The sequence below is a fragment of the Pseudomonas sp. TWI628 genome (assembly GCF_039673865.1).
GTDB lineage: Bacteria > Pseudomonadota > Gammaproteobacteria > Pseudomonadales > Pseudomonadaceae > Aquipseudomonas.
Map to the genome: position 1 here is coordinate 18252 of NZ_JBDJMM010000014.1, position 25705 is coordinate 43956.

26 protein-coding genes, 1 tRNA gene and 1 pseudogene are annotated in these 25705 nt (G+C 61.8%); 22 read left to right on the forward strand and 6 right to left on the reverse strand.

Translation table 11 applies throughout. The features are described 5' to 3' along the window. The first annotated feature begins 110 nt into the window (after nucleotides 1-110). The 12 genes from hmpA to ABE528_RS12575 all read left to right on the forward strand — a co-directional run bounded on the left by hmpA (nucleotide 111) and on the right by ABE528_RS12575 (nucleotide 11216). Nucleotides 111-1289: an NO-inducible flavohemoprotein gene (gene hmpA, locus ABE528_RS12520; RefSeq protein ID WP_346653140.1), complete on the forward strand. Its 1179-nt coding sequence runs from the start codon at nucleotides 111-113 to the stop codon at nucleotides 1287-1289. 361 nt (nucleotides 1290-1650) lie between these two features. Then, complete coding sequence (locus ABE528_RS12525) at nucleotides 1651-2157, forward strand: disulfide bond formation protein B (RefSeq protein ID WP_346653141.1); 507 nt, start codon at nucleotides 1651-1653, stop codon at nucleotides 2155-2157. Between the two features lie 558 nt (nucleotides 2158-2715). Continuing rightward, nucleotides 2716-3660 (forward strand): ubiquinol oxidase subunit II, encoded by a 945-nt coding sequence (gene cyoA, locus ABE528_RS12530; protein WP_152956609.1) that lies wholly within the window; start codon nucleotides 2716-2718, stop codon nucleotides 3658-3660. A gap of 3 nt (nucleotides 3661-3663) precedes the next feature. Beyond that, nucleotides 3664-5682, forward strand: a complete 2019-nt coding sequence (cyoB, locus tag ABE528_RS12535; protein WP_027920309.1) for a cytochrome o ubiquinol oxidase subunit I — start codon at nucleotides 3664-3666, stop codon at nucleotides 5680-5682. 3 nt (nucleotides 5683-5685) lie between these two features. Continuing rightward, entirely contained in the window at nucleotides 5686-6309 is a 624-nt protein-coding gene (cyoC, locus tag ABE528_RS12540; RefSeq protein ID WP_027920308.1) for a cytochrome o ubiquinol oxidase subunit III, read from the forward strand. Continuing rightward, nucleotides 6309-6641: a cytochrome o ubiquinol oxidase subunit IV gene (gene cyoD / locus ABE528_RS12545; protein ID WP_027920307.1), complete on the forward strand. Its 333-nt coding sequence runs from the start codon at nucleotides 6309-6311 to the stop codon at nucleotides 6639-6641. The genes cyoC and cyoD overlap by 1 nt, the downstream gene beginning before the upstream one ends. An 11-nt stretch (nucleotides 6642-6652) precedes the next feature. Beyond that, nucleotides 6653-7540 (forward strand): heme o synthase, encoded by an 888-nt coding sequence (gene cyoE, locus ABE528_RS12550; protein WP_110638487.1) that lies wholly within the window; start codon nucleotides 6653-6655, stop codon nucleotides 7538-7540. 240 nt (nucleotides 7541-7780) lie between these two features. After that, nucleotides 7781-8989, forward strand: coding sequence for an alanine transaminase (gene alaC, locus ABE528_RS12555; protein ID WP_152956610.1), 1209 nt, complete (start codon nucleotides 7781-7783; stop codon nucleotides 8987-8989). Between the two features lie 151 nt (nucleotides 8990-9140). Further along, nucleotides 9141-9524, forward strand: a complete 384-nt coding sequence (locus tag ABE528_RS12560; RefSeq protein WP_346653142.1) for a YkgJ family cysteine cluster protein — start codon at nucleotides 9141-9143, stop codon at nucleotides 9522-9524. A gap of 182 nt (nucleotides 9525-9706) precedes the next feature. Continuing rightward, the gene (locus ABE528_RS12565) at nucleotides 9707-10270 is read left to right on the forward strand and encodes a GNAT family N-acetyltransferase (RefSeq protein WP_254483275.1); all 564 of its coding nucleotides are present in this window, start codon (nucleotides 9707-9709) and stop codon (nucleotides 10268-10270) included. Then, a complete protein-coding gene (locus tag ABE528_RS12570) occupies nucleotides 10267-10824 on the forward strand; it encodes a hypothetical protein (protein WP_346653143.1) in 558 nt (185 codons plus the stop codon). Before ABE528_RS12565 ends, ABE528_RS12570 begins: the two co-directional genes overlap by 4 nt. A gap of 11 nt (nucleotides 10825-10835) precedes the next feature. Further along, complete coding sequence (locus ABE528_RS12575; protein ID WP_346653144.1) at nucleotides 10836-11216, forward strand: lysozyme inhibitor LprI family protein; 381 nt, start codon at nucleotides 10836-10838, stop codon at nucleotides 11214-11216. A 41-nt stretch (nucleotides 11217-11257) separates the two neighbouring features. Here ABE528_RS12575 and mnmH read toward each other — a convergent pair whose 3' ends face one another. After that, the gene (gene mnmH / locus ABE528_RS12580) at nucleotides 11258-12358 is read right to left on the reverse strand and encodes a tRNA 2-selenouridine(34) synthase MnmH (protein WP_346653145.1); all 1101 of its coding nucleotides are present in this window, start codon (nucleotides 12356-12358) and stop codon (nucleotides 11258-11260) included. Then, nucleotides 12358-13392: a selenide, water dikinase SelD gene (gene selD / locus ABE528_RS12585; RefSeq protein WP_152956679.1), complete on the reverse strand. Its 1035-nt coding sequence runs from the start codon at nucleotides 13390-13392 to the stop codon at nucleotides 12358-12360. The genes mnmH and selD overlap by 1 nt, the downstream gene beginning before the upstream one ends. A 126-nt stretch (nucleotides 13393-13518) precedes the next feature. Between selD and ABE528_RS12590 the strand changes: the two genes are divergently transcribed. Genes ABE528_RS12590 through phnE form a run of 4 tightly spaced genes read left to right on the forward strand, consistent with a single transcriptional unit; the run spans nucleotide 13519 to nucleotide 16752 of the window. Next, a complete protein-coding gene (locus ABE528_RS12590) occupies nucleotides 13519-14373 on the forward strand; it encodes a putative selenate ABC transporter substrate-binding protein (protein WP_152956680.1) in 855 nt (284 codons plus the stop codon). Beyond that, the gene (locus tag ABE528_RS12595; RefSeq protein WP_346653146.1) at nucleotides 14370-15167 is read left to right on the forward strand and encodes an ATP-binding cassette domain-containing protein; all 798 of its coding nucleotides are present in this window, start codon (nucleotides 14370-14372) and stop codon (nucleotides 15165-15167) included. The genes ABE528_RS12590 and ABE528_RS12595 overlap by 4 nt, the downstream gene beginning before the upstream one ends. Beyond that, a complete protein-coding gene (locus ABE528_RS12600; protein ID WP_346653147.1) occupies nucleotides 15161-15988 on the forward strand; it encodes an ABC transporter permease in 828 nt (275 codons plus the stop codon). The genes ABE528_RS12595 and ABE528_RS12600 overlap by 7 nt, the downstream gene beginning before the upstream one ends. After that, nucleotides 15985-16752: a phosphonate ABC transporter, permease protein PhnE gene (gene phnE / locus ABE528_RS12605; protein WP_346653148.1), complete on the forward strand. Its 768-nt coding sequence runs from the start codon at nucleotides 15985-15987 to the stop codon at nucleotides 16750-16752. The genes ABE528_RS12600 and phnE overlap by 4 nt, the downstream gene beginning before the upstream one ends. A 29-nt stretch (nucleotides 16753-16781) precedes the next feature. On the opposite strand, the gene ABE528_RS12610 is transcribed toward phnE, so the two are convergent. Continuing rightward, nucleotides 16782-17672 carry a bestrophin family ion channel gene (locus tag ABE528_RS12610; RefSeq protein ID WP_346653149.1) on the reverse strand — a complete coding sequence of 297 codons (891 nt, stop codon included), beginning with the start codon at nucleotides 17670-17672 and terminating at the stop codon, nucleotides 16782-16784. A 210-nt stretch (nucleotides 17673-17882) separates the two neighbouring features. On the opposite strand from ABE528_RS12610, the pseudogene ABE528_RS12615 reads away from it, so the two are divergent. After that, a pseudogene (locus ABE528_RS12615) lies at nucleotides 17883-18029 on the forward strand (transcriptional regulator); the annotation flags it as partial. 10 nt (nucleotides 18030-18039) lie between these two features. Here the strand turns inward: ABE528_RS12615 and ABE528_RS12620 are convergent. Both ABE528_RS12620 and ABE528_RS12625 read right to left on the reverse strand, forming a co-directional pair. After that, nucleotides 18040-18519: a GNAT family N-acetyltransferase gene (locus ABE528_RS12620; protein WP_152956684.1), complete on the reverse strand. Its 480-nt coding sequence runs from the start codon at nucleotides 18517-18519 to the stop codon at nucleotides 18040-18042. Between the two features lie 79 nt (nucleotides 18520-18598). Beyond that, the gene (locus ABE528_RS12625; protein ID WP_152956766.1) at nucleotides 18599-19243 is read right to left on the reverse strand and encodes a trypsin-like peptidase domain-containing protein; all 645 of its coding nucleotides are present in this window, start codon (nucleotides 19241-19243) and stop codon (nucleotides 18599-18601) included. Nucleotides 19244-19600: 357 nt separating this feature from the next. Here ABE528_RS12625 and ABE528_RS12630 point away from each other — a divergent pair, with 357 nt between their 5' ends. Further along, nucleotides 19601-20932 (forward strand): Fic family protein, encoded by a 1332-nt coding sequence (locus ABE528_RS12630; protein ID WP_346653150.1) that lies wholly within the window; start codon nucleotides 19601-19603, stop codon nucleotides 20930-20932. A gap of 92 nt (nucleotides 20933-21024) precedes the next feature. On the opposite strand, the gene ABE528_RS12635 is transcribed toward ABE528_RS12630, so the two are convergent. Further along, nucleotides 21025-21109 (reverse strand) — tRNA-Leu (locus tag ABE528_RS12635). 108 nt (nucleotides 21110-21217) lie between these two features. Here ABE528_RS12635 and queA point away from each other — a divergent pair. The 4 genes from queA to secD all read left to right on the forward strand — a co-directional run bounded on the left by queA (nucleotide 21218) and on the right by secD (nucleotide 25702). After that, nucleotides 21218-22267 (forward strand): tRNA preQ1(34) S-adenosylmethionine ribosyltransferase-isomerase QueA, encoded by a 1050-nt coding sequence (queA, locus tag ABE528_RS12640; protein ID WP_152956685.1) that lies wholly within the window; start codon nucleotides 21218-21220, stop codon nucleotides 22265-22267. A gap of 14 nt (nucleotides 22268-22281) precedes the next feature. Beyond that, the gene (tgt, locus tag ABE528_RS12645; RefSeq protein ID WP_178120086.1) at nucleotides 22282-23397 is read left to right on the forward strand and encodes a tRNA guanosine(34) transglycosylase Tgt; all 1116 of its coding nucleotides are present in this window, start codon (nucleotides 22282-22284) and stop codon (nucleotides 23395-23397) included. A 42-nt stretch (nucleotides 23398-23439) separates the two neighbouring features. Then, complete coding sequence (gene yajC, locus ABE528_RS12650; RefSeq protein WP_027920288.1) at nucleotides 23440-23775, forward strand: preprotein translocase subunit YajC; 336 nt, start codon at nucleotides 23440-23442, stop codon at nucleotides 23773-23775. 64 nt (nucleotides 23776-23839) lie between these two features. Continuing rightward, nucleotides 23840-25702 (forward strand): protein translocase subunit SecD, encoded by a 1863-nt coding sequence (secD, locus tag ABE528_RS12655; RefSeq protein ID WP_152956687.1) that lies wholly within the window; start codon nucleotides 23840-23842, stop codon nucleotides 25700-25702. The last annotated feature ends 3 nt before the right edge of the window (nucleotides 25703-25705 follow it).

A 25705-nucleotide genomic window follows, 5' to 3' on the forward strand; every position in this document is an offset into this window, starting at 1 on the left:
TTTGACATGATAGGCGTCAATGCCCTGATTTCATTGGCGAAAAAAGTTGGCACGATTGCTGTAATAGCAAGGGCAACCATTTGAAGCCTCAGGCTCAGGAGTTGTCGCAAATGCTCAATGCCGAACAACGTGCAATCATCAAAGCCACTGTCCCGCTGCTGGAAACCGGTGGTGAAGCGCTGACCACCCACTTCTACAAGATGATGCTCAGCGAGTACCCAGAGGTACGCCCGCTGTTCAACCAGGCCCACCAGGCCAGTGGCGACCAGCCGCGCGCGCTGGCCAATGGCGTGCTGATGTATGCCCGTCACATCGACCAGCTGGAGCAGCTCGGTGGCCTGGTCGGCCAGATCATCAACAAACACGTTGCCCTGCAGATTCTGCCGGAGCACTACCCGATCGTCGGCAGCTGCCTGCTGCGCGCCATCGAAGAAGTGCTGGGCAAGGAAATCGCCACCCCTGAGGTGATCGCTGCCTGGGCCGCTGCCTATGGCCAGCTGGCCGACATCCTGATCGGCGCCGAAGAAGGCCTCTACAAACAGAAGGAAGAAGCCGCTGGCGGCTGGCGCGGTGCCCGCGAATTCCGCGTGGTTCGTCGCGAGCAGGAAAGCACTGAAATCACCTCGTTCTATTTCGCCCCGGTGGATGGCCTGCCGGTACTCAAGGCCGAGCCTGGCCAGTATATCGGCCTGCAGCTGTTCATCGACGGTGCCGAGCAGCGCCGCAACTACTCGCTGTCGGCCCTGTGCGACGGCCAGGAATACCGCATCAGTGTCAAGCGCGAGGAGGGCGGCAAGGTCTCCAATTACCTGCATGACCAGTTGCTGGTGGGCGATACGCTGCAGCTGTTCCCGCCGGCGGGTGACTTTACCCTGGCGGCCAGCGACAAGCCGCTGGTGCTGATCAGCGGTGGTGTGGGCATCACCCCGACCCTGGCCATGCTGGAGGCGGCACTGCAGACTCCGCGTGAAGTGCATTTCATCCACTGTGCGCGCAACGGGGCCGTACATGTCTTCCGCGACTGGGTCGACGGCCTGGCCGAGCGTCATCCGCAGCTCAAGCGCTTCTACTGCTACGCCGAGGCGGAAGGTGGCGCGGCCGCCGATGCCGTGGGCTTGCTGAGCGAAGACCTGCTGGCCGAGTGGCTGCCGCACGGGCGTGACGTGGATGCCTACTTCCTTGGGCCCAAGGGCTTCATGGCGGCGGTCAAGCGCCAGCTCAAGGGCCTGGGTGTGCCGGAACAGCAGAGCCGCTATGAGTTCTTCGGGCCGGCGGCTGCCCTGGAGTGATGTATTGACCGTGCCGGCCTCTTCGCGGGCTTGCCCGCGAAAGGGCCGATCAAGACTTCCTGCCTATATATAAGGAAAGATGAAAGGTGCCTCGGGCACCTTTCACCTTTAATCCTCCTTTAATCACTGTATCCTTCACTCCCGGGTGTCGAGGGGCATGCCCCTGCGCGGCACCCGGGCAGCCGCTTTTTTACCGGCCGACGTTGAACCGACGTCGCTGCAGCCGGTCACAGCATCTCCGGATAGCCCTGCGCAGTGCTGTCTCGCCGCTTCCTCGACACGCTAAGGGGCCATGCCTGCGTGTAGAATTGCACTCAGGCGGGCGGACCACGCTGCCACCTATCCATCGAAGGAATCGGCAATGAACGAACAAACATCGCGCCTGAACCGCGAACGGCGCTTTCTGGTGCTGCTGGGGGTGATCTGCCTCGCCCTGATTGGCGGTGCGCTGTACATGCAGGTGGTACTGGGTGAGGCACCTTGCCCGCTGTGCATCCTGCAACGCTATGCATTGCTCTTTATCGCCATCTTCGCGTTCATTGCCGCCGCCATGCCCGGGCGCCGCAGCCTGACCCTGTTCGAGGGCCTGGTGGTGGTGAGTGCCATTGGCGGAATCATTGCGGCTGGCAACCATGTGTATATACTCGCCAACCCCATGGTCAGTTGCGGCATCGATACCCTGCAACCGATCGTCGATGACCTGCCCTTGGCCAAGCTCTGGCCGCTGGCGTTCCAGGTCGACGGCTTCTGCAGCACGCCATACCCGCCGATCCTCGGTTTGTCGCTGGCGCAGTGGGCACTGGTGGCGTTCGTCCTGACCGCCATCCTGGTACCGTTCGGCATCTACCGCAACCGGCGCCAGTCTTAGACATAAGTCCCGATTTCGGTGTGGTCTTTTACACCGGATGAGAAGAGCAAAAAGTCCTCTCCCGCTTGATCCAGATCAACCTCGAAGCCTTGCGTAATGCGGGTTTGAGGGCTAGCAAGCGGGGTGCGACAAACTGTCGCGAAGTTGATTTGTAGAGCGGTATTGTTACGGATCCTGTAAAAGACTGTTGCTCAATAAGTCATAGTCAAGGGTTGGCGACCTATCTACAATCGCCCCCAATTTCCGTTCGGCACTGCTTGCGAGTCGCAGGATTGAAGGAAGCCCCAGCGCTCCTTTTTGCTGACTTCGTCAAGTTTCGCCCAACGGCGATACCGGGCGGACCCCCCTCCGCGTTTTCCCGCACCAAATGGACTTGGTCTGAAGTACAGGCCTGTTGCCTACGAAACCATAAGCACCGCTAACACGCTTTGCGCCAAGGTCCTGCAGTCGGGCCCGGGCAGGAGCGAGTACGGGCGCGAAATGCCGCACTTGGCAGGACGAAGTGTTGGCTACCAAAACACAAATTGCATTGAAGCAAGCTGATCTAGAGGTCGTGAGATGAGTAAAAAGCGTTACCCCAGACTGTTTGGCATATTGCCCTTTTTAGGCATGCTTTTACTCAGTGGGTGCAACTGGACCCTGCTCGACCCGAAAGGTCAGGTCGGCATTGAGCAAAAGAACCTGATCCTGATCGCTACCGGCCTGATGCTGCTGGTGGTGATTCCGGTCATCATCATGACCGTGGCATTCGCCTGGAAGTACCGTGCTTCCAACAAGGCCGCCACCTACACCCCCGACTGGTCGCACTCGACCAAGATCGAAGCCGCGGTGTGGATCATCCCGATCATCATCATCATCGCCCTGGGTTACGTCACCTACAAGTCGACCCACAAGCTGGACCCATACCGTCCGCTGGATTCGGACGTGAAGCCGATTCAGATCGACGTGGTCGCGCTGGACTGGAAATGGCTGTTCATCTACCCGGAACAGGGCATTGCCACGGTCAACAAGATCAACTTCCCGGCTAACGTCCCGGTCAACTTCCGCGTCACCTCCGACGCCGTGATGAACTCGTTCTTCATCCCGGGCCTGGGTGGCCAGATCTACGCCATGGCCGGCATGACCACCAAGCTGCACCTGATCGCCAACGAAAACGGCGAATTCGACGGTATCAGTGCCAACTACAGCGGCGCTGGCTTTACCGGCATGAAATTCAAGGCCACTGCAACCTCTCAGGAAGACTTCGACAAGTGGGTCGCCGAGGTCAAGCAGTCGCCACTGAAACTGGGCAAGGCCGAGTACGAAGCTCTGGCCAAGCCTAGCGAATACAACCCAGTCGCGCTGTACAGCGAGGCACCAGCAGAGCTGTTCCAGACCATCGTCGACAAGTACGAAGGCATGAACCGCGGCAAGCCGGTCCACGAAGAAGCAGGCAGCAAAGATCTGGCCACAACCAAGGGTGTGGAATCGAGTATGCAACCAGCTGCCGGTGCAGAGGAGTAAGAGATGTTCGGTAAATTAACCCTGGAGGCGATACCCTTCCACGAGCCGATAGTCATGGTGACGCTTGCCATGATCGCGCTCGGGGGTATTGCTGTCGTTGGTGCTATCACCTATTTCCGCAAGTGGACCTACTTGTGGACCGAGTGGTTGACCACCGTCGACCACAAGAAAATCGGGGTGATGTACATCGTCGTCGCGATGGTCATGCTGCTGCGCGGCTTTGCCGACGCCATCATGATGCGTACCCAGCTGGCTGCCGCTACCGGTGGCTCCGAAGGCTACCTGCCGCCTGAACACTATGACCAGATCTTCACCGCTCACGGTGTGATCATGATCATCTTCATGGCGATGCCGTTCTTCACCGGCCTGATGAACCTCGCGGTTCCTCTGCAGATCGGTGCACGTGACGTTGCCTTCCCGTTCCTGAACTCGCTGAGCTTCTACCTGCTGCTGGCAGGCGTGCTGCTGGTCAACATCTCGCTGGGCGTTGGTGAATTCGCCAAGACCGGCTGGGTTGCCTATCCGCCGCTCGCGGGCATTCAGTACAGCCCTGGGGTGGGTGTTGACTACTACATCTGGGCGCTACAGCTCTCAGGCTTGGGTACGACACTGACCGGCGTGAACTTCCTCGTCACCGTGATGAAGATGCGCGCACCTGGCATGAAGCTGATGGACATGCCGATCTTCACCTGGACCTGCACCTGGGCCAACGTGCTGATCGTGGCTTCGTTCCCGATCCTGACCGCTGCACTCGCTCTGCTGACTGTTGACCGTTATCTGGACTTCCACATTTTCACCAACGAGCTTGGTGGGAACCCGATGATGTACGTCAACCTGTTCTGGGCGTGGGGTCACCCTGAGGTTTACATCCTGATCCTGCCGGCCTTCGGCGTGTTCTCGGAAGTGACTTCGACCTTCTCCGGCAAGCGTCTGTTCGGCCACCACTCGATGATCTACGCATCGGGCGCCATCGCCGTTCTGGGCTTCGCTGTATGGCTGCACCACTTCTTCACCATGGGTGCCGGCGCCAGCGTCAACACCTTCTTCGGCCTGGCGACGATGCTGATCTCCATTCCGACCGGTGTGAAGCTGTTCAACTGGCTGTTCACCATGTACCAGGGCCGTGTGCGCTTCACCGCACCGATGCTGTGGACCCTGGGCTTCATGATCACCTTCTCGATCGGTGGCATGACTGGCGTTCTGCTGGCTGTTCCAGGTGCTGACTTCGTGCTGCACAACAGCCTGTTCGTAATCGCTCACTTCCACAACGTGATCATCGGTGGTGCGGTATTCGGCTACATCGCCGGCTTCGCCTACTGGTGGCCAAAAGCGTTCGGCTTCAAGCTGAACGAGAAGTGGGGCAAAGCTGCCTTCTGGTTCTGGATCTCCGGTTTCTACGTAGCGTTCATGCCGCTGTACGCCCTGGGCTTCATGGGCATGACCCGTCGTCTGAACCACTCCGACAACCCACTGTGGGAACCCTACCTGTACGTAGCCGTAGTCGGCGCCGTGCTGATCCTGTTCGGTATCGCCTGCCAGCTGATCCAGATCGTCGTTTCGATCCGCGATCGCGAGCAGAACCTGGACGTGACCGGCGACCCATGGGGCGGCCGTACCCTGGAATGGTCGACCTCGTCGCCACCTCCGTTCTACAACTTCGCCCACATGCCAGAAAAAGTTGGCCTGGACTGCTGGAACGAAGCCAAGGAAGCCGGTGTTGCCTACAAGGTGCCGGGCAAGTACGAAGCGATCCACATGCCGAACAACACCGCTACCGGTCTGTTCATGGGTATGTTCCTGACTGTCTTCGGCTTCGCTTTCATCTGGCACATCTGGTGGCTGGTTGGCGCGAGCCTGCTGGCAACCATCGCAGTCTTCGTTCGCCACGCTGCGCGTGACGACCAGGGCTACATGGTTCCGGCCGAAGAAGTGGCGCGCATCGAAGGCGAGCGTCTCAAAGCGCTGGCCAAAGCAGGTGCTCTGCCTGCCGGCGCACGTGTCGAATCGTTTGAACGGGTGTAATCAATGTCCAGTCAAGTAATCCACGGTGGCGCGCATGGTCATGACCATGCTCACGATGACCACCACCACGACTCGGGCCAGATGACCGTCCTCGGTTTCTGGCTGTACCTGATGACCGACTGCATCCTGTTTGCGTCGCTCTTCGCTACCTACGCGGTGCTGTCCGGCAGTTTTGCCGGCGGCCCGTCGGGTCACGACATCTTCCAGCTCGACTTCGTAGCTGTTGAAACGCTGTTCCTGCTGCTGTCCTCGATCACCTTCGGCTTCGCCATGCTGAAGATGTTCGACGGCAAGAAAGCGGGCGTACTGGGCTGGTTGGCTGTGACCTTCCTGTTCGGTGCCGGCTTCATCGCGATGGAAATCTATGAATTCCATCACCTGATCGGCGAGGGCTTCGGCCCAACCCGCAGTGGCTTCCTGTCGGGCTTCTTCGCCCTGGTAGGTACCCACGGTCTGCACGTGACCGCCGGCCTGATCTGGATGGCAATCATGATGTACCAGATCAACAAGCACGGCATCACGCCGACCGCCAAGACCCGCATGAGCTGCCTGAGCCTGTTCTGGCACTTCCTGGACGTGGTCTGGATCTGCGTATTCACCGTCGTCTACCTGCTGGGGGTTCTGTAATGGCTAACGCACACGACACTCATCACGAAGGTAACCACGGCAGCGTCAAGTCGTACATGATCGGCTTCATCCTGTCGATCATCCTGACCGCGATCCCGTTTGGGCTGGCCATGTCGCCAAGCCTGCCGAAGAACCTGACCGTTCTGATCATCGTGGCCATGGCCGTGATTCAGGTAGTGGTACACCTCGTGTACTTCCTGCACATGGACCGCTCGAAAGAGCAGCGTTCCAATGTGTCGACGTTCCTGTTCACCGCGCTGGTAATCGCTCTGCTGGTCGGCCTGTCGCTGTGGATCATGTTCAGCATCCACTTCGAAATGATGGCCAAGTGAGGTAAGACTGCATGTCCGTTAAGCACTTTATCCAAATCACCAAACCGGGGATCATTTTCGGTAACGTGCTTTCCGTGGCAGGCGGTTTCTTCCTTGCCTCGAAGGGCCATGTGGACTTCGCCCTGTTCCTGGCGGTGGTGATCGGTACTTCGCTGGTGGTGGCGTCCGGATGCGTGTTCAACAACTGCATCGACCGTGACATCGACCACAAGATGGAACGCACCAAGAACCGCGTCATGGTGCAGGGCGGCATGTCGCTGACCCTCGCGCTGGTCTACGCCACCCTCCTCGGGGTGGCGGGCTTCAGCCTGCTGTATGTGCAGGCCAACCCGTTGTCGGCGTTCTGCGCGCTGATCGGTTTCATCGTCTACGTCGGTTTCTACAGCCTCTGGCTGAAGCGCAAATCGGTGCACGGCACCTTGGTCGGCAGCCTGTCTGGTGCCATGCCTCCGGTGATCGGCTACTGCGCCGTGAGCAACAGCTTCGACCTGGCTGCTGTGACCCTGCTGGTGATGTTCAGCCTGTGGCAGATGCCGCACAGCTTTGCCATCGCGATCTTCCGCTTCAAGGATTACAGCGCTGCCAACATTCCGGTGCTGCCGGTGGCACGTGGTGTTCTCGCAGCGAAGAAGCAGATCGTGCTGTACGTGCTGGCGTTCCTGCTCGCCACCTTGATGCTCACCCTCGGCGGTTACGCCGGCCTCGGCTACCTGGCCGTGGCAGCTGCCATGGGCCTGTACTGGCTGTACATGGCCTGGGGTGGCTACAAGGCCGAGGACGACAGCAAGTGGGCGCGCAAGGTGTTCGGCTTCTCCATCCTCACCGTCACTGCCCTGAGCGTGATGATGGGTGTGGACAGCCAGACCGCTGCGGACGTGCTGATGACCTACGCGCGCTGATCGAGGCGAGTGCTTCACTGAAAACCCGGCCACTGTGCCGGGTTTTTTCATGCCTGTTTTTCCTGTTCTGGCGTGGAAACATAAATCTTTCATTTTCAAAAAATACATCTGAAAAGTTCTAACAAAACAGGAAATTGTCCTTTACAGGCATCCTGTTTCGGCACTATCTTCTGAATCAGGCCGCCGCAGCGGCCAGCGTCGCTCGGACGGTTCCGGGCGCTTACGTCTGCAGAGGAAACCATGGCCAATCCAGGTTCGCCGCGCCGCTTCGCGCGCATCGATCGTCTCCCCCCTTACGTCTTCAACATCACTGCCGAACTCAAGATGGCTGCCCGCCGCCGTGGCGAGGACATCATCGACCTGAGCATGGGCAACCCCGATGGCGCGACCCCGCCGCACATCGTCGAGAAGCTGGTGCAGGTCGCCCAGCGTGATGACACCCATGGTTATTCCACCTCACGCGGCATTCCACGCCTGCGCCGGGCCATCTCCAACTGGTACAAGGAACGCTACGAGGTCGACATCGACCCGGAAAGCGAAGCCATCGTCACCATCGGCTCGAAAGAAGGCCTGGCGCACCTGATGCTCGGCACCCTCGACCACGGCGACACCGTGCTGGTGCCCAACCCGAGTTACCCGATCCACATCTACGGCGCCGTGATCGCCGGTGCCCAGGTGCGCTCGGTGCCACTGGTGCCGGGGGTGGATTTCTTCAACGAGCTGGAACGGGCGATCCGCGAGTCGATCCCCAAGCCGAAGATGATGATCCTCGGCTTCCCGTCCAACCCCACCGCCCAGTGCGTGGAGCTGGATTTCTTCGAGCGCGTGGTGGCCCTGGCCAAGCAGTACGACGTGCTGGTGGTGCACGACCTGGCCTACGCCGACATCGTCTATGACGGCTGGAAGGCCCCGTCGATCATGCAGGTACCGGGCGCCAAGGACATTGCGGTGGAGTTCTTTACCCTGTCCAAGAGCTACAACATGGCCGGCTGGCGGATCGGCTTCATGGTCGGTAACCCCGAGCTGGTCAGCGCCCTGGCGCGGATCAAGAGCTACCACGACTACGGCACCTTCACCCCGCTGCAGGTGGCGGCCATTGCCGCGCTGGAAGGCGACCAGCAGTGCGTGCGTGACATCGCCGAGCAGTACCGCCAGCGCCGCAACCTGCTGGTCAAGGGCCTGCACGAGCTGGGCTGGATGGTCGAGAACCCCAAGGCGTCGATGTACGTGTGGGCGAAAATCCCGGAGCAGTATGCGCACCTGGGTTCGCTGGAGTTTTCCAAGAAGCTGCTGGCCGAGGCCAAGGTCTGCGTGTCGCCGGGCATCGGTTTTGGTGATTACGGCGACGACCATGTGCGCTTCGCCCTGATCGAGAATCAGGACCGCATTCGCCAGGCGATTCGCGGTATCCGCCAGATGTTCCGTGCCGACGGGTTGATCCAGAAGTAACGCGTCGCCCGGGCCCGCTTCGGCGGGCTTGGGCCCGTCGGATCAACGGCAAACTATTTTTGCGTTACCCCTCTTCTCAGCCGACCTGGCTTCGATTACAAATGGCGCGCGGGCCCAGCCCCGATAACAACAACCTTCCTTCCGTGCCCTCATGTCCGAATACAACCCTTGCCTTGACTGCGGCGCCTGCTGCGGGTACTTCCGTGTGTCCTTCTTCTGGGGCGAATGCCAGTCTGCCGGCGGCGTAGTGCCGGATGACCTGGTGGTACAGATCAACCCCACCCGCGTTGCCATGATCGGCACCGACGCCAAGCCTTGCCGCTGCGTGAGCCTGCAGGGCGAGATTGGTACCGAGGTGGCGTGCAGCATCTACGCCAACCGTTCCAGCCCGTGCCGCGAGTTCGAGGCGTCGTGGGTGGGTGGTGTGCATAACCCCAGCTGTGACGATGCGCGGGCGGCCTATGGGCTGCCACCACTGACCCCGCCGGGGGCCAACGAGCCGCATTGGCCGGATGATGGGGCTGAGGTGGCCTGAGCCATTTTCGCCTGCTTGTGGGCCCTTTGGTGGGTTCGCCGGTAGAGTTGCTGCGCTCTTGAGATCGAGCGCCGCCCGCGCGGCGCTCGGTTTCCGCCCCACCGCAAACCCCAAGACATACACCCGCAGCCCCCACATAACGTTAAACTGTCATCTCCCCAGCAATGGACAGGAGATCCGGCGTGACCCCACCCCGCAGTTTCCCGACTGACCTCTGCCTCGACAGCCCGCGCCTGCAGTTGCGCCCGATGCGCCACGCCGACGCTGCGCAGTGGCTGAAGATCATGGCCGACCCCGAGGTCATGCGTTACTGGCACCATGCCCCCTGGCAAGACCTGGCCGAAGCCGAAAGCGCCCTGGCCGCCGACCGCGAAGCCTACACCAATGGCGACCAGCTCAAGCTCGGCATGTACCGCCGAGACAACGGCGAACTGATCGGCATGGTCCAGCTGTTCAACATCGACGATGTCTCACGCCGCGGCGAGATTGGTTACTGCCTGGCCAGCGCCGTGCAGGGCAGGGGCTACATGGACGAAGCACTGACCTGCTTCATCGACTACATCGCCCACACCCTGCACATGCGCCGCCTGGAAGGCGAGATCGACCCGCGTAACCAGGGCTCGGCCCGTACCCTCGAACGCCAGGGCTTCGTCCTCGAGGGCACGTTGCGGGCGCGCTGGTGCGTGGCGGGCGAGCTGACCGACTCAGGTATCTACGGCCTGCTGCTGGAGCCGCCAGTCGCATGACCCTGGCCGCCCGTTTACCGGCCTTCTACCTGACCCTGAGCCTTGCCCTATACCTGCTCAGCCTGGCCTTCGACGGTGCCCTGATGAGCGCCGGCCGGCACATGCCAGCGCTGCAGATGTTCCTGTACGGCCCCTGGGGCATCCCCTTCGGCATGTTCCAGTGGTTCGCCAACCCGCTGCTGGCGGTCGCCATCCTTTGCCATCGACGCTTTCGCCGGCTGGCGTTGCTGCTCGGGCTGGGGGCGTTGTACTTGGCTTTCAGCTGCTTTGGCATCGAACGCCTGCCAGACAACATCAGCTATGAATTCACCAACCGCACCGGTTTCGGCGCAGGTTTCTACCTGTGGCTGGCGGCGATCACGGTATTTTGTCTGGGCCAGACCTGGCAGTGCTGGATTGCACGCAGCAGCGACGATGTGCCGGGCTGGAACTGGCTGGATGTCGCCCTGATTGCGGCGCTGGCCGTGGCCGCTTATGCGGCGACCCAGATGCCAGCGCTGCAATTCGAGCCAGGAAAGGTGTTGATGCCGCCTGAGCCAGTACAAACGCTATGAAGGGATTTGCGATGAACCCGCGATATCTGATGCTCCTGGCCTTTTTGGCGCCGCTGGCGCAGGCCGACGACAACTCCCCGGCCTACAACCAATGCATGGACAAAGCCTCCAGCACGCAGGCCATGAGCAGTTGCATCCAGGCCGAGACCCAACTCCAGGACCAGCGCCTGAACCGGGTCTACAAGCAACTGATGGCCAAGCTCGACTCCGCGCCGCAACAGAGCCTGCGCGATGTGCAGCGGCAGTGGATCGGCTATCGCGACGCCAATTGCAAGTTCCACGTGCAGGCCAGTGGCGGCACCCTGGCGCAGCTGGAAGGCGGCATGTGCATGCTGGACATGACCCGCGAGCGGGCGGCGGAGCTGGAGCGGGTGCTCAGCCCCGGGCAGTGACCTTGCCTGAGGCTAGCGCCCACAGGAGGGGCGCGCCGCGATCAACGTTGGGCGCGGGCCTTGAGATACTCGCGCACCGCCACTGCTTCCCCGGCAAACTCGATCCGCTCGGCCTTGGCTTCACGCTGGTAGGCGTACATCGGGTCGTAGTATTCCTTGAGCAGCCCTTCGATCCAGCCCCGGTGCAGGTCAACCGCGCCACTGCGCAGTTGCTCGTCCAACGCCTCGTTCAACATGGCTGACAAGCGCTGGAAGCGCTCCCCGCCAAGACGCTTGTGGATGTTGCTCATGCTTTGCGTCATCCGCGCGGCAAACTTCTGGCGGCCGTCTTCCTCGCCATGCACGTCGACGAACTCGGCGCACAGGTTGATCACGTAATCACGCAGGATGCGCTCGACGCGATTGTCGAAACTGTCTTCCAGCCACACCATCGGGTACTGCTGCATGCCCTGGTACAGCTCCAGCGGCACCGAGCAACTGCCGACGATGCGGCCTTCATCCTCCAGTACGAACTGTTCGATGCCACGGGCACGCTTCTTCAGCACGTCGACGGCGAGCTTGTTCTCGAAGTCGATCTGCGCCGGCTGGGCGGTGGCGCGCTTGCCGAAGCTGGAGCCACGATGGTTGGCATGGCCTTCGAGGTCGAGCACGTTGTTCAGCTGGTGCAGCACATCGGTCTTGCCGGTGCCGGTAAGGCCGCCGACCAGCACGAAATCGCATTGCTCGACGGCCTGCTGGGTGGTTTCCAGGAGGAAAGTACGCATGGCCTTGTAGCCGCCCTTGATGCGCGGGTAGTCGATGCCGGCCTCGTCACGCAGCCACTGCTGCACGATCAGCGAGCGCAGGCCGCCGCGGGCGCAGTACAGGTAACCATCCGGGTGGGCCTTGGCAAAGCTGGCCCAGGCATGCAGGCGCTCGCGCTTGGTCGCGCCGCTGACCAGCTGGTGGCCGAGGGTGATGGCGGCGGCCTGGCCCTGCTGCTTGTAGCAGGTGCCGACCTTCTGCCGCTCATGGTCAGTCATCAGCGGCAGGTTGACGGTGCCGGGGAAGGCACCCTTGGCGAATTCGACCGGCGCGCGCATGTCCATCATCGGCGCGTCGTCGAGGAACAGTTGGCGGAAGTCGGTGCAGTCGGGGCGCATCAGTTCACCTCGACCGCGTGGCTCTGTCGCTCGACCAGCTGGCCGATCGGCGCCAGGCTCAGGCCCAGTTCGCCTGCCACTGCCAGGAATTCGGCTTCGCCTTCAGGGGCCACGGCAACCAGCAGGCCGCCGCTGGTCTGCGGGTCGCACAGCAGGTGCTTCTGCTCGTCGGTCAAGGCGCCGAGCTTGTGCCCGTAGCTGTCGTAGTTGCGCAGTGTGCCGCCAGGGATGCAGCCTTCGGCCAGGTAGTGGTCGACGCTGGGCAGGCGCGGGACCGCAGCGTAGTCCAGCTTGGCAGTCAGGCCACTGCCTTCGGCCAGCTCCACCAGGTGGCCGAGCAGGCCGAAGCCGGTGACGTCGGTCATCGCCTTGACCCCGCCGAGCTTGCCGAAGCGGCTGCCCGGGGTGTTCAGCGTGCACATCCAGTCGCGCGCCAGGCCCTGGTCCTGCTCGCGCAGCTTGGCCTTTTTCTCGGCGGTGGTGAGGATGCCGATGCCCAGTGGCTTGGTCAGGTACAGGCGGCAGCCAGCGGTGGCGGTGTCGTTACGCTTGAGGTGGCGCTTGCTGACCACGCCGGTGACCGCCAGGCCGAAGATCGGCTCCGGCGCGTCGATGGAGTGGCCGCCGGCCAGCGGGATGCCGGCTTCGGCGCACACGGCGCGGCCGCCGCGGATCACTTCGCGGGCCACTTCCGGTGGCAGCACGTTGACCGGCCAGCCGAGGATGGCGATGGCCATCAGCGGGTCACCGCCCATGGCATAGATGTCGCTGATGGCATTGGTTGCGGCAATACGCCCGAAGTCGTACGGGTCGTCGACGATCGGCATGAAGAAGTCGGTGGTCGATACCACCCCGCGCTCGTCGTCCAGGGCATACACGGCGGCGTCGTCACGCGAGGCGTTGCCGACCCACAACTTCGGGTCCAGGGCCTGGGCGCCGCTTTCGGCGAGGATCACATCCAGCACCTTGGGGGAGATCTTGCAGCCACAGCCAGCACCGTGGCTGTACTGGGTCAGGCGAATCGGCTCGCTCATATGCACCTCAGGGGATCAATTTGTTGCGCGATTGTAGCAAAGCTGGCCTTTGCGCCTGCGCCTCTTATAATTCCCACGGTCGGCGCGTTGCCGGCACTTTCCCCGCTATTGAACCGGAGAACTCCCATGCTCAAACGCCCCCTGGCGCTCGCCGCCGGCCTCGTGCTGTCCTGCTGTGCCGTAGTCGCCCAGGCTGCCGATACCCTGCGGGTCAGTGCCATTCCCGACGAAGCGCCGACCGAACTGCTGCGCAAGTTCGAGCCACTGGGCAAGTACCTGTCCAAGCAGTTGGGCATGGAGGTGAAGTTCGTACCGGTGGCTGACTACCCGGCGGTGGTCGAGTCGCTGGCCAGCAACCGCCTGGACATGGCCTGGCTGGGGGGATTCACCTTCGTCCAGGTGCACCTGAAAGACCCGACTGCCACACCGCTGGTGCAGCGTGAGCAGGACGCCCAGTTCACCTCCAAGTTCATCACCGCCAACCCGGCCGTGAAGAGCCTGGCCGACCTCAAGGGCAAGTCGTTCGCCTTCGGTTCTATCTCGTCTACCTCAGGCAGCCTGATGCCGCGCTACTTCATGCTCAAGGAAGACAACATCAAGCCTGAGAGCTACTTCAGCCGTGTGGCCTATTCCGGTGCCCACGACGCGACCGTAGCCTGGGTGCAGGCTGGCAAGGTCGATGGCGGCGTGCTCAACGCCAGTGTCTGGCAAAAGCTGGTCGATGCCGGCAAGGTCGATACCAGCAAGGTCAAGGTGTTCGCCACCACGCCGGCCTACTACGACTATAACTGGACCGTGCGCGGCAACATGGACCCGGCGCTGAAAGAGAAGATCAAGAAGGCCTTCCTCGACCTTGACCCGGCCAACCCGGAGCACAAGGCGATCCTCGACCTGCAGGCGGCCAGCCGCTTCATCGAGACCAAGCCTGAGAACTATGCGGGCACCGAGCAAGCCGCACGTGAGGCCGGCCTGCTCAAGTGACTATTCATGTACACGGCGCCGGCCTGCGCCACGGCCAGGTCCGCGCGCTCGATTCGATCAGCCTGAGCATCGCCAAGGGTGAGCGGGTGGCGATCATCGGCCCTTCGGGGGCCGGCAAGTCCAGCCTGCTGCACCTGATGGCCACCGCCGTGCAGCCCAGCAGCGGGCACCTGGAACTGTTCGGTGAGCAGCCTTGGGCGCTGTCAGCGGCGGCGCGTCAGCGTCTGCGTGCACGGATTGGCCTGGTGCACCAGGCGCCGCCTTTGCCACCCCGCCAGCGCGTGGTGACAGCCGTACTGGCGGGGCGCCTGGGGCAGTGGGGCCTGCTGCGTGGCCTGCTCAACCTGGTGTATCCGACCGATGTGCCGGGGGCGCGTCAGGCCTTGGCCGAGCTGGGCCTGGCCGACAAGCTGTTCGTCCAGTGCGGGCAGTTGTCCGGCGGCCAGTTGCAGCGGGTCGGCATTGCCCGGGCGCTGTATCAACGGCCGGAAGTGCTGTTGACCGATGAGCCGGTGTCGGCAATGGACCCAGTGCTGGCCGATCACAGTTTGGCATTGCTCAATCGCCATGCCGTGGCCAATGGTGTGACCCTGGTGGCCAGCCTGCATGCAGTGGACCTGGCGCTGGCGCACTTTCCACGGGTGATCGGTATTCGTGAAGGGCAGGTGGCGTTCGACTGCCCGGCCGAGGCGGTGACCGAGCAATTGCTGGATGCGCTGTACGCCAATGAGCAACTGGGCTCGCCTGCGCAAGCCCAGGGGCCGACCCTGACTGTGCAGATTCCACGATGCTGAAGGCCGATGCCCGCGACCCGGCCACGTTGCCGCGTTTGTTGCTGACCTTGCTGGCGTTGGCCGTGCTGTGGCCTGGGCTGCAATTGAGTGAACTGAACCCTGGCGTTTTGCTGCAGGCGGAGAACCGGCAGCAGATTGCCAGTTTCACCAGCGCTTTCTGGCCGCCAGCGCACAGTGCCGAATTCCTCAAGTTGCTGTACGACGCCACCTTGCAGACCTTGGCCGTGGCGACTGCTGGCATGGCCCTGGCGCTGTTGCTGGCAGTCCCGACCAGCCTGCTGGCCAGCCGTGCGCTGTCACTGCGCGCCGCTTCCCGTGGTGGCCGGGCCGGGCCGTGGTCGCGCTTGTTGCGCCTGCCCGTGCGTGGCTTGCTGATTTTCCTGCGCAGCGTGCCGGAGATCGTCTGGGCGCTGTTGTTCGTGCGGGCCGTGGGCCTGGGGCCGACCGCCGGGGTACTGGCCATTGCCATCACCTACAGCGGCATGCTCGGCAAGGTCTATGCGGAAATCTTCGAATCGGTCGACCAGCGCCCGGCGCATGCCTTGTTGCAGGCTGGCAGCGGCCGGTTGACGGCATTCTTCTACGGCATCCTGCCCAGTGCTTCGGCGGAGGTGGTGTCCTACACCGTCTACCGCTGGGAATGCGCCGTGCGCGCCTCGGTGGTGATGGGCTTTGTCGGTGCTGGCGGGCTGGGGCAGCAGATCGACCTGTCGATGCGCATGTTCGCCGGGGGCGAGGTGGCGAGCATGCTGCTGGCGTTCTTTGGCCTGGTGCTGCTGGCCGATCTGCTTAGCCGCTTGCTGCGGGGGAGGCTGGCATGAACCGGGTGATCAACCTGCTGGTGATCGTTGCCATCTTCGCGGCGGTGGTGGCGTCGTTCGGTTATCTGGAGCTGGACCTGCATGCGTTGGTGGGTAATGGCGGGCTGGGGCAGATGGGCGAGTATGCCGGCCGTTTCCTGCATCCGGACTTGTCCGTCGAGCACTTGCAGGCTGTTGGGCGAGGGGCCATGGAGACCTTGGCGATGTCCGGGCTGGGCACCTTGCTGGCGATGCTCCTCGGCATGCTGTTGGCCTTGCCCGCAGCGGGGCGCTTCGGTTGGCCGCTGCAATCGCTGGCGCGGCTGTTGCTCAATGCCCTGCGGGCCATTCCGGAGTTGGTGTGGGCTGCCTTGACGGTACTGGCGGCGGGCCTGGGGCCCAATGCCGGTACTTTGGCTTTGGCGCTGCACACGTCTGGGGTGCTCGGGCGATTGTTCGCCGAGGCGCTGGAGAATGCGCCGGCAGAGCCTGCCGCGGCCATTCGCCTGCAGGGCGGTGGGCAGGTGGCAGCGTTCTGTTTCGGGACTTTGCCGAATCTGTGGCCGCAGTTGCTCGCTTACAGCCTGTACCGCTGGGAGAACAACATTCGCATGGCCAGTGTGCTGGGCTTTGTCGGGGCAGGGGGGCTGGGGCAGATGCTCTATACCACCCTGAGCCTGTTCCAGGAGGCCCAGGCCAGTACGGTGATCATGGCGATGCTGGTATTGGTGTTGCTGGTGGATGCCTTCAGTGATGTGCTGCGCCAGCGGTATGTCCGGGCCTGACAGATAGCCGGGGCTGCAAAGCAGCCCCTTTACGGCACCAGCTCTCCACACTGCGCTTCCCGCTGCATCGATTCCAGATTCCGTTCAATGGTCTCGCAGATGCTATCCATCTGAATCTGATGCTCACTAAAGCGAAACGGACTCTGCAGATCAGTCCCGATCCGTTCGATCGCCAGCAGCATGAACCCGACCACCGTCGATGCCAGCGGCGTGAACCAGCCCAGCGATTCCACCAGCCCCACCGGCACGATCAGGCAGAACAGGGTAATGAACAGCCGTGGAAAATACACGTAAGGGTAGGGCAGCGGCGTATTGGCAATACGCTCCATACCGCCCTGGGCGTTGGACAGGTCCACCAGCGTCGACTCCAGCCGCGCCAGGCGAATGCTGTCCAGCCGCCCGGCCTGGTATTCCCGTGCCAGCAATGCTGCCGAGCCACTGAGGATATCGTTGGCAAAGTTGTTCGAGCGGTTGCGCCGCTCGAACTCGCCCGGCGGGATGAACGCCATCAGCTCGTCCGGGCAGGCCTCGCCCTTCAGGTGCGCCGCCAGGCAGTTCACATAGGCGATATGCCGGCGCAACAATGTCGCCTTGACCGGGTTAAGTCCCTCTTCGGTGTCATCGATGAGCGTCAGCGTCTGCCGGGCGAAGCTACGCGAACCGTTCACCAGCGCCCCCCACAAGGTCCGCGCTTCCCACCAGCGGTTGTAGGCGCTGCTGTTGCGAAAGCTCACCAGCACCACCAGCGCCGAACCCAGCAAGGTCAGCGGGATCAGCGGCAGGGTGAACTTGCTGTTGAAGAACAGCATGAAGTCGATGGTGACCAGCACATCCCAGAGCAGCAGCCAGAACAGCGACCAGCCGATGTAGCCGAAGGTCTTGACGATCAGGCGGTATTTGCGGGCGATGACGTCTTTCACATGAGCTGCCTCGAAAAGCCGGGGATGCAGGATGGGACGTCGAGGGGCGGGTATGGTTCGGTGCTGTTTGTCCTGGCGGTGTTACTGGACGTGTTGTTTAAAAAGCGCGAAGCGGACTACACAGCTTTCGGAGGCCGCTGACTAGGGTGTCGAAAAAAGAACTGGCATTGTCGGTGCCTCTTTATTTCGCGCATTTATGCGGGGGCTCTGATGAAGCCGAATCTGATTCCTTTCGACATGGCAAACCTCCTGGATTGCGAAGAGGCAATCGAGGAATACCTGATGCAGGTGATGAGCGATGGCAACTCTGCCGAACTTGCCCGGGCGCGGCTTCACGTCGACAGAGCGCGGGCGCGCAATTCCGTGATCAACGCAGTTGCTGTTTCATCTGTACCAACGCCACCCGCTTGCCATCCTGAGCCTGCCGCTCCTCAATGCCAAACGGTACGAAGCCAAGCTGTGGATAAAGCAGCAATCCCGCGGTGTTGTGGTTGAAGCACGACACCCAGACCTCCCGCGCCGCGAACTGCTCGCGGGCCAGTTCGATCATGCTCTGTACCAGGTAACGTGCCACGCCCTGGCCGCGAGCGGCGGGGGCGACCACCACGTTGCCGAGGGCGCAGATACCGCCGTGCTCGGCCTTGTAGAAGTTGGCAAAACCGAGCACCAGGCCGTCGCCTTCGACCACGCTCGAGCCGCTGCGCTGGGCGATAGCGTCGCTCAGTTGCGCGGGGGTGAGCGGGTAGGTGGCCTTGGGGAACATGTAGAACAGCTCGTCCGGGCCTTGCGGGAAGCAGCAGATGGCCGGGATGTCACTGGGTTGGACGGGGCGGTGGGCAAAGTGCATGGCAGGTCCTTTTGCGTGAATGTGCTGGCCAAATCGTCAGGCCGACCGCAACCGTATCATGTTGGCCCACAACGGTGGATCAAGGCTTGCTGGCAACCACATAGCCTTTCACCGGAGCCGGCGCGCCGTTCGGTTTGCCCTTGTGCGCCAGGTACTGGAAGCGCCGCCATTCCTTGTCGATCTCGCTGTACGACATGAACACACTGACGCGTGCCTTGCCGGCCAGGTCCGGGCGGTTGCGGGCATCGATCCCGTCCTTGGCGATGAAGGCGACGTTCATCCCGACCACCTTGCCGTCAGCGGCGAACACCGGGCCACCGGACATGCCCTTGACCAGCGGGCCGTCATGCACCGAGTAGAAGACGCTGCCCGGTGTGCCTTCCAGGCGCACCAGCGAGTCGAGCGTATGGCCCTTGCCTTGCACCGGCATCATCAAGCTGTTGAAGCCGACCGCCGTCACCGACTCGCCCGGGACGAACTGGCGCCACTGCGGCACCTTGCTGGCCTTGTGCCTGAAGAACACCACATCACCCAGCCCCTCATGCACCACGTTGCGCAGGAACGGGGTGTGCTTGGCAGTGACGGCGTAGTCTTCATTCCACTGAATGGCGCTGGCCATCAGCAGCATCGGCAGGGGGGCACCGGAGGTGACGACAAAAGCCTGGTCGTAGACGGGGTCTGAAACGTATGCGGTTGGCATTCCATTGCACCCACTCAGCAGCATCATTGCTGCCAGACAGGGCGCGGTTTTGTTCATGGGTCACGCAGTCATCATGGGTAAGGGGGGCGCAACTATGGCTAAGTGATATTACGGCATCAATACTTTCGACATATAACCGACGAATGACAGCTTATGGCCAGCACTGCCGTGGCGGCCAATAGAATCCCTGGATACCTGGAAGGCGCGTGGACATTGGGGTGGCGTCAATAGCTCGGTGCTTTTTGGCTTGTCACGACGAATGAGCTGGGTTGAGCTCGAATGAGCTGCATTGAGCTGCATTGAGCTGCATTGAGCTGCATTGAGCTGCATTGAGCTATATTGAGCTATATTGAGCTGCATTGAGCTATATCCGGAGATGTCATGACGTTGCCAAACAAGATCCTGATCGCTTTGCAAGGCAATCAAGCACTCAGTTCTCGCGAACTGGCCGAGCGCCTGGATGCGAGCTGGTCAACTGTCAAACGCCACCTGGAGGTATTGCTGGAGGCGGGCAAGGTTGAGCGTGAAAAAGAAGGGCGTACAACGCGATATCGACTGAAGTTTGCTGCTCCTCTTGCCAGCGAAAGTGAGCAAGCACCGAATATCACCGCCGAATTGCCTTGGTCGTCGGAAAGCCGCGCACTTCGTGCATCGCTGCTTCGGCCATTGGCAGCGCGCGACGTGGTGACGTATCAGCGTGATCTGGTGGACAGCTATCAACCGAATCAGACCACGTGGCTGCCCCAGAATCTGGCCGCCGCACTAGAGCTTGAGGGCCGAATGAGAGGGCAGCAGCCAGCGGGCACTTATGCGCGCAAGGTGCTGGAGCCTTTGCTGATTGATCTGTCCTGGTCTTCATCGCGCCTGGAAGGCAACCGCTACACACTGCTCGACACCGAAAGGCTTTTCGAAAGTGGTGTGACAGGTGGCGATCTGGATGCGGTCATGCTGCTCAACCACAAGGCTGCCATCGAGTTCATGGTTGATGCGGTGCCTGAGTACGGGCTCAATCCGGCGGTTATCAGCAACCTGCATGCCCTGCTGATGCAGGATCTGCTGGCAGATGGCGCTGCCTTGGGCAGTATTCGCCAGACCGTAGTGAACATCAGTGGTACCACCTGTTTCCCGACCCAGGTGCCCTCCCTGCTGGAGGAGATGTTCGAGCAGATATTGGACAAGGCGAGGCAAATCAAGAACCCGATAGAAGCCGCGTTCTTCCTGTGGATAAATCTGGCCTACCTGCAACCGTTCGAGGATGGCAACAAACGCACAAGCCGGTTGGCAGCGAACATTCCGTTGATGCTCTATAACTGCTCGCCGTTGTCATTCCTGGATGTGAATCCAGAAGATTATGCGCTGGCAATGATGGGGGTCTACGAGCAGCGGAATATGTCCATGGCCGCAGATCTGTTTGTCTGGGTATATCGCCGTTCGATCAGCAAGTATGGCGTGATGCTCGAAGCCATGGGGGTGCCGGACCCTGTTCGCCTGCGCTATCGAGAGCTGTTGAACGAAGCAATCAATGCCGTCGTGCGCGAGGGCTTGACTGCGGATCAGGTGGTGGCTGGGCTGGAACTGTCTGAAGAAGAGAAAGTGCAGTTTGCGCCACTGCTACGCGGCGAACTGGATATTCTGGCGTTGCACAACTGCGCCCGTTACAGGTTGGGCATGAAGCAGGTGAAGGCATGGATTGATGCCGGTCGTCCCTGCTGAGGCCGAGCAAGCCGTGAGCTGCCACGTGGCCCTGTCAGGGGAAAACGCCAGGCACAAAAAAACCGACCATAAGGTCGGTTTCTTCTGGATCTTGGTGCCCCGAGGGAGACTCGAACTCCCACTCCTTTCGAAAACGGATTTTGAATCCGCCGCGTCTACCAATTCCGCCATCAGGGCTTGTGGCGCGCAGTATAGAGAGCTGCCCTTGGTCGGTCAATCGGCTTTCATGGTCAATTTTCACGCATTGGGCTAAACTTCCCGGCCCTGTCGAACCCGAACATCATCATGCGCGTCGCCGATTTTTCCTTCGAACTCCCCGATTCCCTGATCGCCCGCCACCCTCTGGCCGAGCGCCATGGCAGCCGTCTGCTGGTCCTCGATGGGCCGAGCGGGGCGTTGGCGCACAAGCAATTCCCCGATCTGCTCGACTATCTGCGGCCGGGCGACCTGATGGTGTTCAACAACACCCGGGTGATTCCGGCCCGGCTGTTTGGCCAGAAAGCCTCTGGCGGCAAGCTGGAAGTGCTGGTCGAGCGTGTGCTCGACAGCCACCGCGTGCTGGCCCATGTGCGGGCCAGCAAGGCGCCGAAAGAAGGGGCAATAATCCTCATCGATGGCGGTGGCGAGGCCGAAATGGTTGCCCGCCATGACACGCTGTTCGAGTTGCGCTTCACCGAAGAGGTGTTGCCACTGCTCGATCGCGTCGGTCACATGCCATTGCCGCCGTACATCGACCGCCCCGACGAAGGCGCCGACCGTGAGCGCTACCAGACCGTGTACGCCGAACGCGCCGGTGCGGTGGCCGCGCCCACTGCCGGCCTGCACTTCGACGAAGCGCTGCTGGAGAAGATCGCCGCCAAGGGCGTCGAGCGCGCCTTCGTCACCCTGCATGTGGGGGCTGGCACCTTCCAGCCGGTGCGGGTCGACAAGATCGAAGATCACCATATGCACAAAGAGTGGCTCGAAGTGAGCCAGGACGTGGTCGACGCCATCGAGGCCTGCCGCGCCCGTGGCGGCCGGGTGATCGCGGTCGGTACCACCAGCGTGCGTTCGCTGGAGAGCGCAGCGCGCGACGGCGTGCTCAAGGCCTTCAGCGGCGACACCGACATCTTCATCTACCCGGGCCGGCCATTCCATGTGGTCGATTGCCTGGTCACCAACTTCCATCTGCCGGAGTCCACGCTGCTGATGCTGGTCTCGGCCTTCGCCGGTTACCCCGAGACCATGGCTGCCTACGCGGCGGCGGTCGACAACGGTTACCGCTTCTTCAGTTACGGTGATGCCATGTTCATTACCCGCAATCCGGCGCCACGCGGCCCAGAGGATCAAGCATGAGTCGCACCTGTCGAATGTCGTTCGAACTGCTGGCCACCGACGGCAAGGCCCGTCGTGGTCGGCTGACCTTCCCCCGTGGCACGGTCGAGACCCCGGCGTTCATGCCGGTGGGCACCTATGGCACGGTCAAGGGCATGCTGCCACGTGACATCGAGGCCATCGGCGCCGAGATCATCCTCGGCAACACCTTCCACCTGTGGCTGCGCCCGGGTACCGAGGTGATCAAGAAGCACAACGGCCTGCATGATTTCATGCAGTGGAAAGGCCCTATCCTCACCGATTCCGGTGGTTTCCAGGTGTTCAGCCTGGGCGCCATGCGCAAGATCAAGGAGGAAGGCGTGACCTTCGCCTCGCCAGTCGACGGCTCCAAGGTGTTCATGGGCCCGGAAGAGTCCATGCAGGTGCAGCGCGACCTGGGCTCGGACATCGTGATGATCTTCGACGAGTGCACGCCGTACCCGGCCGAGCACGACGTGGCGCGCACCTCCATGGAGCTGTCGCTGCGCTGGGCGCAGCGCTCGAAGAATGCCCACGCCGACAACACCGCGGCACTGTTCGGTATCGTCCAGGGCGGCATGTATCAGGACCTGCGCATGCGCTCGCTGGAAGCCCTGGAAAACATCGGCTTCGATGGCCTGGCCATCGGCGGCCTGTCGGTCGGCGAGCCGAAGCACGAAATGATCAAGGTGCTCGACTACCTGCCGGACCAGATGCCGGCTGACAAACCTCGTTACCTTATGGGGGTAGGCAAACCGGAAGATCTGGTTGAGGGTGTGCGCCGCGGCGTCGACATGTTCGACTGCGTGATGCCCACGCGCAACGCGCGCAACGGCCACCTGTTCGTCGATACAGGGGTGATCAAGATCCGCAATGCGTTCCATCGCCATGATGATTCGCCGCTGGATCCGACCTGTGACTGCTATACCTGCACCAACTTCTCCCGCGCTTATCTGCACCATCTGGACAAGTGCGGCGAAATGCTGAGCAGCATGCTGAATACCATCCACAACTTGCGCCATTACCAGCGCTTGATGGCCGGTTTACGCGAGGCTATTCAACAGGGTAAATTGGCCGCCTTTGTCGACGCCTTCTACGCCAAGCGCGGGCTGCCTGTGCCGCCTTTGGACTGACTGTTCGCATCCATTATTAGAAAATTACATTAGGAGTGCCCAATGAGCTTCTTGATCCCCGCCGCATACGCGGACGCTGCAGCACCCGCCGCTGGCCCAGCCGGTACCGGTTTCGAGTGGATTTTCCTGGTCGGTTTCCTGGTCATCTTCTACCTGATGATCTGGCGCCCGCAATCCAAGCGCGCGAAAGAGCAGAAGAACCTGCTGAGCAACTTGCAGAAAGGTGACGAAGTTGTCACCAACGGCGGCATCGCCGGCAAGATCGTCAAGGTTTCCGATGACTTCGTGGTCCTGGAAGTTTCCGACACCGTCGAGCTGAAGTTCCAGAAGGGTGCCATCGCGGCCACCCTGCCAAAAGGTACGCTCAAGGCTATCTGAGTTACCGGTTTCATTTTTCCAGTCGGGGCGCGCAAAGCGCCCCGCGTCTTGAACGGGCGGCGTGATGCTGAACAAATACCCTCTGTGGAAATACGCACTGATCCTGGTGGTACTGGCGATCGGTTTCATTTATTCCGCTCCCAACCTTTACCCGGATGATCCGGCGGTGCAGATCAGCGGTGCCAGTTCGGCGCTGCAGGTCAACCAGGCCGACCTCGACCGTGTCGGCAAGGCGCTGGTCGATGCCGGTATCACCGTCAAGGGCGTGAGCCTGGGTGAGAAGGGCAGTGGCCTGATCCGCCTGACCAAACAGGAAGATCAGCTGCCAGCCAAGGATGTCGTGCGCAAGGCACTGGGCGATGATTATGTCGTGGCCCTGAACCTGGCCCAGACTACTCCGCAATGGCTGCGCAACCTGGGCGCACGCCCGATGAAGCTGGGCCTGGACCTGTCCGGTGGTGTGCACTTCCTGCTGGAAGTGGACATGGACAAGGCCATGAGCGCCCGCATGAAAGTCTACGAAGGCGAGGTCAAGACCTTGCTGCGCAAAGAGCGCATCCGCTACCGCAGCCTGCCGCAGCAGGATGGCGGTGTGATGCTGGGCTTTGCTGACGATGCTACCCGCGAACAGGCACGTGCCCTGATCCGCAAGAATTTCAATGATTTCGACCTGACCACCACCGAGCGCAACGAACTCGCCGTGCTGCGTCTGGCGCTGACTCAGGCGAAAGTCGCCGAGATCCGCGAATACTCGATCAAGCAGAACCTCACCACCGTCCGCAACCGTGTCAACGAGCTGGGCGTGGCTGAACCGCTGGTGCAGCGCCAGGGCGCCAACCGCATCGTGGTCGAGCTGCCAGGCGTGCAGGACACTGCCGAAGCCAAGCGTATCCTCGGCAAGACTGCCAACCTGGAGTTCCGCTTCGGTGCCGAGCCGGGCGCTTCCAAGGCCACTACCGAGGTCTTCGAGTTCCGTGAAGGCAACCGTTCCGCCGCAGTCGAGCGCGGCCTGATCATTACCGGTGACCAGGTGACCGATGCCCAGGCCAGCTTCGACGAGCATGGTCGGCCGCAAGTGAACATCCGCCTGGATGGCCACGGTGGCGAGCTGATGAGTCGTGCGACCCGCAGCAACGTTGGCCGTAGCATGGCGGTGATCTTCATCGAGCAGAAGCCGGTCACGCGCTACGTCAAGCAGACTGTCGATGGCGTCGAAAAGGACGTTGCCGTACAGAGCTTCCAGGAAGAGAAGAAGATCATCAGCCTGGCGACCATTCAGTCGCCACTGGGCAGCCAGTTCCGCATCACCGGCCTGAACGGCCAGGGTGAATCGTCGGAACTGGCCCTGCTGCTGCGTGCCGGTGGTCTGGCGGCGCCGATGTACTTCGCCGAAGAACGTACCATTGGCCCAAGCCTGGGTGCCGACAACATCACCAAGGGTATCGATGCGTCGCTGTGGGGCATGCTGTTCGTCTCGCTGTTCATCATCGCCATCTACCGCGGCTTCGGCGTGATTGCCACCGTTGCCCTGGCGGGCAACATGGTCCTGCTGCTGGCGCTGATGTCGCTGCTGGGCGCGACCCTGACCCTGCCAGGTATCGCCGGTATCGTGTTGACCATGGGTATGGCGGTGGACGCCAACGTGCTGATCTTCTCGCGTATCCGCGAGGAGCTGAATGCCGGCATGTCGGTGCAGCGCGCCATCCACGAAGGTTTCAACCGCGCCTATACCGCGATCATCGACGCCAACCTGACCAGCCTGCTGGTCGGCGGCATCCTGTTCGCCATGGGTACCGGCCCGGTCAAGGGCTTCGCGGTCACCATGTCCCTCGGGATTTTCACCTCGATGTTCACCGCCGTCATGGTGACCCGTGCAATGGTCAACCTGACCTGCGGCGGGCGTGACATCAAGAAGCTGTGGGTTTGAGGG

Excerpts from the sequence above, each read along its gene's own strand:
- hmpA (WP_346653140.1), top strand. The coding sequence starts at position 111 with ATGCTCAATGCCGAACAACGTGCAATCATCAAAGCCACTGTCCCGCTG.
- ABE528_RS12525 (WP_346653141.1), top strand. The coding sequence starts at position 1,651 with ATGAACGAACAAACATCGCGCCTGAACCGCGAACGGCGCTTTCTGGTG.
- cyoA (WP_152956609.1), top strand. The coding sequence starts at position 2,716 with ATGAGTAAAAAGCGTTACCCCAGACTGTTTGGCATATTGCCCTTTTTA.
- cyoB (WP_027920309.1), top strand. The coding sequence starts at position 3,664 with ATGTTCGGTAAATTAACCCTGGAGGCGATACCCTTCCACGAGCCGATA.
- cyoC (WP_027920308.1), top strand. The coding sequence starts at position 5,686 with ATGTCCAGTCAAGTAATCCACGGTGGCGCGCATGGTCATGACCATGCT.
- cyoD (WP_027920307.1), top strand. The coding sequence starts at position 6,309 with ATGGCTAACGCACACGACACTCATCACGAAGGTAACCACGGCAGCGTC.
- cyoE (WP_110638487.1), top strand. The coding sequence starts at position 6,653 with ATGTCCGTTAAGCACTTTATCCAAATCACCAAACCGGGGATCATTTTC.
- alaC (WP_152956610.1), top strand. The coding sequence starts at position 7,781 with ATGGCCAATCCAGGTTCGCCGCGCCGCTTCGCGCGCATCGATCGTCTC.
- ABE528_RS12560 (WP_346653142.1), top strand. The coding sequence starts at position 9,141 with ATGTCCGAATACAACCCTTGCCTTGACTGCGGCGCCTGCTGCGGGTAC.
- ABE528_RS12570 (WP_346653143.1), top strand. The coding sequence starts at position 10,267 with ATGACCCTGGCCGCCCGTTTACCGGCCTTCTACCTGACCCTGAGCCTT.
- ABE528_RS12575 (WP_346653144.1), top strand. The coding sequence starts at position 10,836 with ATGAACCCGCGATATCTGATGCTCCTGGCCTTTTTGGCGCCGCTGGCG.
- mnmH (WP_346653145.1), bottom strand. The coding sequence starts at position 12,358 with ATGCGCCCCGACTGCACCGACTTCCGCCAACTGTTCCTCGACGACGCG.
- selD (WP_152956679.1), bottom strand. The coding sequence starts at position 13,392 with ATGAGCGAGCCGATTCGCCTGACCCAGTACAGCCACGGTGCTGGCTGT.
- ABE528_RS12590 (WP_152956680.1), top strand. The coding sequence starts at position 13,519 with ATGCTCAAACGCCCCCTGGCGCTCGCCGCCGGCCTCGTGCTGTCCTGC.
- ABE528_RS12600 (WP_346653147.1), top strand. The coding sequence starts at position 15,161 with ATGCTGAAGGCCGATGCCCGCGACCCGGCCACGTTGCCGCGTTTGTTG.
- phnE (WP_346653148.1), top strand. The coding sequence starts at position 15,985 with ATGAACCGGGTGATCAACCTGCTGGTGATCGTTGCCATCTTCGCGGCG.
- ABE528_RS12620 (WP_152956684.1), bottom strand. The coding sequence starts at position 18,519 with ATGCACTTTGCCCACCGCCCCGTCCAACCCAGTGACATCCCGGCCATC.
- ABE528_RS12625 (WP_152956766.1), bottom strand. The coding sequence starts at position 19,243 with ATGCTGCTGAGTGGGTGCAATGGAATGCCAACCGCATACGTTTCAGAC.
- ABE528_RS12630 (WP_346653150.1), top strand. The coding sequence starts at position 19,601 with ATGACGTTGCCAAACAAGATCCTGATCGCTTTGCAAGGCAATCAAGCA.
- queA (WP_152956685.1), top strand. The coding sequence starts at position 21,218 with ATGCGCGTCGCCGATTTTTCCTTCGAACTCCCCGATTCCCTGATCGCC.
- tgt (WP_178120086.1), top strand. The coding sequence starts at position 22,282 with ATGTCGTTCGAACTGCTGGCCACCGACGGCAAGGCCCGTCGTGGTCGG.
- yajC (WP_027920288.1), top strand. The coding sequence starts at position 23,440 with ATGAGCTTCTTGATCCCCGCCGCATACGCGGACGCTGCAGCACCCGCC.
- secD (WP_152956687.1), top strand. The coding sequence starts at position 23,840 with ATGCTGAACAAATACCCTCTGTGGAAATACGCACTGATCCTGGTGGTA.